The 6484-nt window shown below is 64.1% G+C and carries 7 protein-coding genes; all 7 read left to right on the top strand.

What is annotated here, in order from left to right:
* The coding region (locus Q8R73_RS14275; RefSeq protein ID WP_305720195.1) for an ABC transporter substrate-binding protein at positions 1-888 on the top strand (888 nt) is incomplete at its 5' end.
* A complete protein-coding gene (locus Q8R73_RS14270) occupies positions 888-1868 on the top strand; it encodes an ABC transporter ATP-binding protein (protein WP_305720194.1) in 981 nt (326 codons plus the stop codon). The genes Q8R73_RS14275 and Q8R73_RS14270, both read left to right, overlap by 1 nt.
* Positions 1865-2944, top strand: coding sequence for an ABC transporter ATP-binding protein (locus tag Q8R73_RS14265; protein ID WP_305720193.1), 1080 nt, complete (start codon positions 1865-1867; stop codon positions 2942-2944). The genes Q8R73_RS14270 and Q8R73_RS14265 overlap by 4 nt, the downstream gene beginning before the upstream one ends.
* Positions 2945-3007: 63 nt before the next feature.
* Positions 3008-3292 carry a hypothetical protein gene (locus Q8R73_RS14260; RefSeq protein WP_305720192.1) on the top strand — a complete coding sequence of 95 codons (285 nt, stop codon included), beginning with the start codon at positions 3008-3010 and terminating at the stop codon, positions 3290-3292.
* Positions 3293-3627: 335 nt separating this feature from the next.
* Entirely contained in the window at positions 3628-4587 is a 960-nt protein-coding gene (locus tag Q8R73_RS14255; protein ID WP_305720191.1) for an ABC transporter substrate-binding protein, read from the top strand.
* Positions 4588-4688: 101 nt separating this feature from the next.
* A complete protein-coding gene (locus Q8R73_RS14250; protein ID WP_305720196.1) occupies positions 4689-5444 on the top strand; it encodes an ABC transporter permease in 756 nt (251 codons plus the stop codon).
* Positions 5437-6216 carry an ABC transporter ATP-binding protein gene (locus Q8R73_RS14245; RefSeq protein WP_305720190.1) on the top strand — a complete coding sequence of 260 codons (780 nt, stop codon included), beginning with the start codon at positions 5437-5439 and terminating at the stop codon, positions 6214-6216. The genes Q8R73_RS14250 and Q8R73_RS14245 overlap by 8 nt, the downstream gene beginning before the upstream one ends.
* The last annotated feature ends 268 nt before the right edge of the window (positions 6217-6484 follow it).

The raw sequence follows: 6484 nt of genomic DNA, 5'->3' as shown, positions 1-6484 counted from the left end.
CCGGAGGACGCGAGCCGTGTCGCCGCCATGCTGGGCGGACAGTTCGACGTCAGCCACCAGATTCCGCTGCAGTTCATCCAGCAGGTCAAGGCCGCGCCCAACCTCACCGTCCAGGAGGCCAAGCCGAATTTCCAGCTGATGTACTACGGCTACAAGATCACGCGGCCGATGGTGGCCGACAAGCGCGTGCGCGAGGCGATGAACATCGGCATCAACCGCGCCGAAATCGTCCAGGGCATCATGCTCGGCAACGCCGAGCCGGCATTCACCTTCGTCGATCCCAAGGCGCTCGACTTCGCCGAAAAGACCAAGGGCGTCATCAAGGAAGACGTCGAACGCGCCAAGAAGCTGCTGGACGAGGCCGGCTGGAAAGTCGGTTCCGACGGCATCCGCGAGAAGGACGGCGTCAAGCTGGCGCCGAAGGTGCTGTTCACGCAGGTCGCCTATTTCCCGCGCGTCTCCGAGGCGATCCAGGGCTACATGCGCAAGATCGGCGTCGACTGGAAGGTCGTCGGCTACGATTCCACCATCGCGCCCTCCGAGATGGCCAAGCAGGACTACGAGCTGTGGACCGTGACGGTGCCCTATATTTCCGCGGGCGAGTTGATGAACATCTACTTCAATTCGAAGAACATCCCGACGCCGAACAGAATGAACTGGAAGGACCCCGAGACCGACGCGTGGCTGCAAGCCGGCCGTGCGGCGCTGACCGATGCCGACCGTGCGCTGAACTACGCCCGCGTGCAGGAAAAGGTGATGGGCGAACACTTGTGGATGCCGGTGATGAACATCGCCATGTTCACCACGAGCCAGAAGAAGATGAAGGGCGTCCGGCCGCACATGATTTATCAGAACACCTTCTACAAGGGGCTGGATTACTCGCACTGATGGAAAAGCTCCTGGAGGTCCGCGGCCTCAAGACCCACTTCGTGACGGACCGCGGGCTGTTCCGCGCCGTCGACGGCATCAGCTTCAGCGTGCCGCGCGGCCGGACCGTCGGTCTGGTCGGTGAATCCGGCTGCGGCAAGAGCGTGACGTCGCTCTCCATCATGGGCCTGGTGCCGAGCCCGCCGGGCAACGTCGCGGCCGAGGCCGTGATGTTCGGCGACCGCGACGTGCTGAGGCTGTCGGCCGACGAACGCCGCAAGCTGCGCGGCGGCCAGATGTCGATGATCTTCCAGGAACCGATGACTTCGCTCAACCCGGTCCACACCATCGGCCAGCAGATCGTCGAGGCCATCCTGGCCCACACCACGATGTCGCCGCAGGCAGCCAAGGCGCGCGCGGTCGAAATGCTCGAACTGGTGCGGATCCCCTCGGCGGCGCAGCGCGTCGACGATTTTCCGCACAGCCTGTCCGGAGGCATGCGTCAGCGCGTCATGATCGCGATGGCGCTGTCCTGCGAACCGGCGCTGCTGATCGCGGACGAGCCGACCACCGCGCTCGACGTCACCATCCAGGCCCAGATTCTCGACCTGTTGGGCGACCTGCAGCGCCGGCTCGGCATGGCGATCCTGATCATCACCCACGATCTCGGCGTGATCGCCGAGGTCGCCGATCAGGTGCTGGTGATGTATGCCGGCCAGATCGTCGAAAGTGCCGACGTCAACGATCTGTTCGCCGACCCCCAGCACCCCTACACCATCGGTCTGCTCGGCTCGATCCCGCGGCTCGATGTCGACCGCAAACGGCTCGCCACCATCGAAGGCACGGTGCCGAGTCCCAACAGCCAGCCGAAGGGCTGCCGCTTCGCGCCGCGCTGCCCGTTCGCCGACCGCCGCTGCCGGCAGGAGCTGCCTCCGCTGCGCGATATCGCTCCCGGTCACCTGGTCGCCTGCTGGAAGGCCCCGGTCGAGGTGGCGGCATGAGCGAAGTCCCTGTCCTCCAGGTCGACGGCCTGGTCAAGCATTTCCAGGTCAGCCGCGGCATCATCCTGCGCCGGCAGGTCGGACTGGTGCGCGCCGTCGAGGATGTGAGCTTCGAGATCGCGCGCGGCGAGACGCTGGCGCTGGTGGGCGAATCCGGCTGCGGAAAATCCACCACCGGACGACTGGTGCTGCGCCTGATGGACCCGACCTCGGGCTCGGTGCGCTTCAAGGGCGAGGAGATCGCCAATCTCGGCAAGGATGCGTTGCGCCGCTTGCGCCGGCACATGCAGATCATCTTCCAGGACCCCTACGCCTCGCTCAATCCGCGCATGACAGTGGGCGAAATCCTGGCCGAGCCGCAACGGGTGCACGACATCGGCGACGCCGCCTCGCGCGAGGCACGCGGGCGCGAACTGCTGGAAATCGTCGGCCTGCTGCCCGAACATTCAAGCCGCTATCCGCATCAATTCTCCGGCGGACAGCGCCAGCGCATCGGCATCGCGCGTGCACTGGCCGTCAATCCCGACCTGATCATCTGCGACGAGCCGGTGTCGGCGCTCGACGTCTCGATCCAGGCGCAGATCGTCAACCTGCTGCAGAACCTGCAGCAGCGTTTCGGGCTCTCCTATCTGTTCATCGCCCACGATCTCGCCGTCGTCAAACACATCAGCGATCGCGTCGCGGTGATGTATCTCGGCAAGCTGGTCGAGATCGCCGACAAGAAGACGATCTATGCGCGGCCGCTGCATCCCTACACCCATGCGCTGCTGTCGGCGATTCCAAAACCCGACCCGAGCCTGCGCGCCCGGCGCGTCATGCTGCAGGGCGACGTGCCGAGCCCGTTCAACCCGCCGACCGGTTGCCGCTTCCACACCCGCTGCCCGCATGCCCAGCCGCGCTGCTCGGCCGAGGAGCCGAAGCTGCGCGAGGCCGCCCCCGGCCATCGCGTCGCCTGCCATTTCTTCGAAACCCTGCCGGTCCCCCTCATCATCGCGCGCGCCGGTGCGGCGAGCGGCAAGTTCACCGAGCGGTTGGCCGCCTTCGAGGCGGCGAAGGAGAGGCGTGCCGCCGGCTGATGGGGAAGACGGCTTAGCCCGGATCGAAGGAACTTCTTAGCCAATGGGGCGTAAAATAGCCCCATGGCGCAGGATTTTGCATTGACGGGCTTGAGCAACAACTCACGTCTATCGTTTCCCCTCACTTTGACGGACGGGACGGTGATTGCGGCCGTGGGCGAGGCTGCAACCTTTCTTGCCCGCCTCCCCCTGGAGTTGCGCGACAAGAGCCATTGGACGATCGCCATCCGGATGTTGAACAATGCGCTGAAGGAGCCGACCTACCTCCGGACTGCGACGATGTCGCTGCAGACCGCGCTTGTCCTGGAGGGCATGCTCGCTTCTCCTTCCCCGCTCGACAGCCATTGAGTGTGTTGGCCAGGTCACAGCGAATCGGGCGCGCGTCTGCTACGCGTTGAACCTCGTATGGCCGCAAACAAGGTAACGGCGGTACACGAGCCTGGCTTTTATCAAGCTGCGACTTTGAGCCGTCCTGGGCACCGGGCGGCTCTTTTTCTTTCAGCATGCTCAATTTAGTTGCACGGCGCGCCCTGGAAGCGGCCTTTCACGCCCGGGTTGGATGCCAACCCCCTTTCAACACGGAACCCGGCGTGCCCACCGACCCGGTCACGGCAGCCTGAACGGCATATCCGTTCCAGCGGCATGCTTGTTGCATTTATCGGCGCAACAGAGGAGTTGCGTTGATGTCATCCAGAATCCGCCGTCGTGAATTCGTGGCCGCCCTCGGGGTCGGGCTTTTCGCGGCCCCCGCGATCTTGCGCGCCCAGGGGCAGCCGATCGTCATTCGTGCCGGCGCACTCAAGCTGATCCATTCCATCGCCCCCTATTTCTACGATCAGTTCGTGCCTGCCGGTTACAAGATCGAAGTGCTGCCGTTCGAAACGCCGACCGAATGCAAGAATGCAGTGGTGACCAAGTCGATCGATTTCGGCGCATTCGGAATTGCCGCGGCCGTGCTCGGCGCCGCGGCAGGCGAACCGGTCGTGGTGATCGCCTCCACCTGCAATCGCGGCATGGCCATCATTGCGAAAAAGGACGCCGGCATCGCTTCGATCAAGGATCTCAAGGGCAAGCGTGTCGCCGTGTTCCCGGGAACGACCCAGGAGGTGTTCTTCATGGAGCGGCTGCGAATGGAGGGCATGACCATCAAGGATGTCGAGCCGGTTCGCGTCTCGTTCAGCGAAATGCATATCGCATTGGCGCGCGGCGACATCGACGCCTATGTCGGCGCCGAACCCGGTCCCGGCGTGTCGCTGTCCAGCGGCGTCGGCTCGCTGGTCGAATACCCCTATTCGACGGCGATGGGGTCCCTCAATATGGTGTTCGGCACGCATCGCGACGTGATCACCGAAAAGCCGGACCTTGTCCGCGTCATGCTCGGCATCCACCAGCGGGCGACCGATTACGCGGCCACCAACAAGGCCGCCATGGTCGCGATGGCGTCCAGCAAGCTCGGACAGAAAAAGGAGGCGATCGAAGCCTCGGTGCCCAACGTCGAACTGACGTGGCGGCTCGGCGCCAAGGAAATCCAGCAGTCGAAGACCTATGCGGACCACATGCTGGCGCTGAAGCAGATCAAGCGCCTGCCCGATTTTGCCACCTTCATCGACACCAGCTTCGTCGATGCGGTGAAACCGACCTGACCGTGACGACGCTCGCCTCCAGCGACGAGGACCAGACCACCATCACCGGGCGCGGAAGCGCATGGTCGAGAACATGGCGGCCGCGCCTGAAGCCGGTGTTGATGGCGGCAACCTTTCCGGCTGCCATGCTGGTGCTCTGGCACGTTTTCACGGTGGGGCGGCCGGGCAGCCTGATCCCTCCGCCCCACGAGGTCTGGCTCGCGCTGCAGGATCTCACCTTTGGCGGCATCAATGACGATGCCTTCAGCCGGACCCTGCACATCCATCTGCTGGCGTCGGTCAGCCGGGTCTATGGCGGCTTCGCGCTGGCCCTGATCGTCGCGCTGCCTTTGGGCATGCTGATCGGGCGGGTGCCGCTGGTCCGACAGGTGATCGATCCCACTCTCCAGATTCTCCGCCCCGTGCCGGTCACCGCGTGGCTGCCGCTGGCGATGATCCTGTTCGGGCTCGGGCCACGCTCCGCTTTCTTTCTGGTCTTCCTCGGCGCGTTCTATCCGATCCTGGTCAACACCGTTTTCGGGGTGCGCTCGGTTGAACCGCGATTGTTCGAGGCTGCTTCCATGCTCGGCTGCAACGGCTCGGCGCAGTTCTTTCGCGTCGTGCTGCCGGCGGCACTTCCCTCCATCTTCACCGGGATGCGGCTCGGACTGGGCTTTGCGTGGGTCGTCATCGTCGTCGGCGAGATGACGGGCGTGCAAACCGGGCTCGGCGCCATCATCATGGAAGCGCGGCAGCTCTCGCGCACCGAAATCGTGATTTCCGGCATGATCGTGATCGGCATCGTCGGCTTCCTGTCCGATCAACTGGTGATGCTGCTCGGGCGGCGCCTGCTGTCATGGAGTCCTTCGCATGGCTGAAGCCACCATCCCGATCCTGGAGATGAAGAACGTCGGCAAGACCTATTCGCAGAACGGCCGCTCGATCGAGGCGTTGCGCGGCGCCAACCTGAAGGTAAAAAAGGGCGAATTCATCTGCCTGATCGGCGCGTCCGGCTGCGGTAAATCCACGCTGTTGCGGATGGCCGCCGGTTTCGAGGCCGCCACCCAGGGCGACAATCTGATGTGGGGCATGCCGATAGCGGGACCCGGCCCGAGCCGCGGCATGGTGTTTCAGGATTACGGACTGTTTCCCTGGCTCAACGTCCGCGACAATATCGGCTTCGGTCCGACATCGAGGGGACGCACCAAGGCCGAAATTCGCGAAACCATCGACCATTTCATCGACCTCGTCGGGCTGCAGCGCTTTGCCGACGTCTATCCGCATCAGCTGTCCGGCGGCATGAAGCAGCGCGTCGCGATCGCCCGTGTGCTCGCCAATGACGCCGAGGTGGTGCTGATGGACGAGCCGTTCGGTGCGCTCGATGCGATGACGCGCGAACGGCTGCAGGACGAACTGGTCGAGATCTGGTCGCGAACCGGCTTGACGGTTCTGTTCGTCACCCACGCCATCGACGAGGCGATCTTCCTGGCCGACCGCGTCGTCGTGATGTCGCCCGGTCCCGGCCGGATCGACAATGAGTATGTGATCGACCTGCCGAGGCCGCGCGATACCGCCAGCGTCGAGTTCAACGAGTGGCGACGCGTGCTGTCGTCGCAACTGCACAGCCACCATCGCCGCAAGGCGGGCTGAACAGGGCGGCCCCACCCGTCGTCCCTGCGAACGCAGGGACCCATACCGCGTGATGTATAAGTAAGGACGCTGTTTGACGATCTGTCGTAACCACGAGCGGCGGTGGCTATGGGTCCCCGCGTTCGCGCTAGGGCATGCACACATCTCTAAGGCTCCATCCTGCAGCGACGGCGTGGAAGTATTCGAGGCCGTTTTTCATGGTGATAGGGCCAGGTGGTTTGGACGAGGGATAGCCATCCCAACCGCCGAGACGACTAATGACCCAGGT

The sequence above is a fragment of the Bradyrhizobium sp. genome, assembly GCF_030697065.1.
Classification (GTDB): domain Bacteria; phylum Pseudomonadota; class Alphaproteobacteria; order Rhizobiales; family Xanthobacteraceae; genus Bradyrhizobium.
The sequence above is the reverse complement of the archived record's forward strand: the minus strand, read 5'-3'. Positions and strand labels throughout refer to the sequence as shown.

What these genes read in the sequence shown, in the direction of transcription:
- Q8R73_RS14270 (WP_305720194.1), top strand. Translation starts at nt 888, where the DNA reads ATGGAAAAGCTCCTGGAGGTCCGCGGCCTCAAGACCCACTTCGTGACG.
- Q8R73_RS14265 (WP_305720193.1), top strand. Translation starts at nt 1,865, where the DNA reads ATGAGCGAAGTCCCTGTCCTCCAGGTCGACGGCCTGGTCAAGCATTTC.
- Q8R73_RS14260 (WP_305720192.1), top strand. Translation starts at nt 3,008, where the DNA reads ATGGCGCAGGATTTTGCATTGACGGGCTTGAGCAACAACTCACGTCTA.
- Q8R73_RS14255 (WP_305720191.1), top strand. Translation starts at nt 3,628, where the DNA reads ATGTCATCCAGAATCCGCCGTCGTGAATTCGTGGCCGCCCTCGGGGTC.
- Q8R73_RS14250 (WP_305720196.1), top strand. Translation starts at nt 4,689, where the DNA reads ATGGCGGCAACCTTTCCGGCTGCCATGCTGGTGCTCTGGCACGTTTTC.
- Q8R73_RS14245 (WP_305720190.1), top strand. Translation starts at nt 5,437, where the DNA reads ATGGCTGAAGCCACCATCCCGATCCTGGAGATGAAGAACGTCGGCAAG.